Genomic DNA, 1,399 nt, shown 5'->3' on the forward strand with positions numbered 1-1,399 from the left:
TATAAAGCACGTGGGAACAAACTCGGCACAGCTTACGAAAAGGGGGCAATTTACAATGAGTTGGAAAGACGTACCAGAGACCCAAGATACAACCAAACAGATACCAGAAACCCAGATACAAACAGATTTAACAGCGCTCAATCAGACCCTGAAAGAAATCAGGAACTATCAGGGCACACAAATTCAACTACAAAGCAAACAACAAATCGAACTGACCGAACAGCTGACACAAATCGAACAAGCCAGTCAGCGCGTCAATCAAGCCTTTCAGAAGACATTGAACGATTTAAACAGCAACAACGAGACCAACAAAGAACAATTAGTCGCGACGCTAAAAGACGCGCAAAACCACTTCAACGAGCAGACAAAGACCGTCAATCAAAGGACAATCGCCGAACTGCAAAAGATAAACAGCGTCCAACAGGACAACAACAACACGTTGAGAACCCTAAACGACAGCCTAAACCAGACCGTTCAAGGGACTATGGACCAAGTCGCTAACCGTTTATCTACGGAAATTGATCGAACACATAAAAATATGAGTTGGTATGAAATTAAAAATTATTTGTACGCGGTTATCCCGACTGGTTTGCTCTCAGGGCTTGTATTTTGGCTTCTGACGCATTTCTTTGCTTAACAGGTGTTTTATATTAAATTACCTTTAAAATGGCTTAGAACGCAAAATAAGGCCTCCTAGCACTATCTGGGCTTACCTGCCGAGCGTCAGTCGAGGCTTTTCCTGAACCACGCTTTTGATTTTGAATTTAGCGAGTGAACGAAGTGAACGCTGCAAGCAAAATGTGAGCGTGTTTTTCGCTCACTCCTTTTTGGTTTTTGGTCCTGATTTGGCATTTTGGGGCACGGAGACGAAGTCGGAGACCCCCGCCTCTTATATAACCTCTTTTAAAACCTCTTTTAAAACCTCTTTTAAGGGGGTGTTCTACCTTACTCTCCCAAGGGGTACAGGATGATTAAGGCATGGAATTGTCTGTTTAAAGGCATGGAATTGTCTGTTTAAAGGCATGGAATTGTCTGTTTAAAGGCATGGAATTGTCTGTTTAAAGGCATGTTAATTTGGGCATGAAATCCTTTTATATATGCTATAATAATTTTGAGGTGATTATATGAGCAATGAGTTAGTGAAATATCAACCCGAACTGAACACCATTCCACTCCGTAAATTCAGTCCTACAGAAATGAATCTGTTCTTTTCAATTGTGTCTAGAATGCGTGATAAGGGCGACCAGACTGTACGCTTTAGCTTTGACCAGCTGAAAGACCTTAGTAACTACAAACCGACCGCCAATCGCCGATTTATTGACGACCTCAAGCGCACTTACAATCATTTGATGGACTTGCGTTTCGGTAGCCAAAGTAAAAGCGGGTTGTCATTTGAAAG

The 1,399-nt window shown here is 42.0% G+C and carries 1 protein-coding gene and 1 pseudogene; both read left to right on the plus strand.

Translation table 11 applies throughout. From position 1 onward, the window contains the following. Positions 1-501 (plus strand): annotated as a pseudogene (locus tag FHL06_RS13040) (hypothetical protein); the annotation flags it as partial. Positions 502-1,124: 623 nt separating this feature from the next. Continuing rightward, positions 1,125-1,399 (plus strand): replication initiation protein (locus FHL06_RS13045; RefSeq protein ID WP_153387031.1); only part of this gene is annotated, 275 nt, incomplete at its 3' end.

Source organism: Companilactobacillus halodurans (assembly GCF_009600985.1).
Classification (GTDB): domain Bacteria; phylum Bacillota; class Bacilli; order Lactobacillales; family Lactobacillaceae; genus Companilactobacillus; species Companilactobacillus halodurans.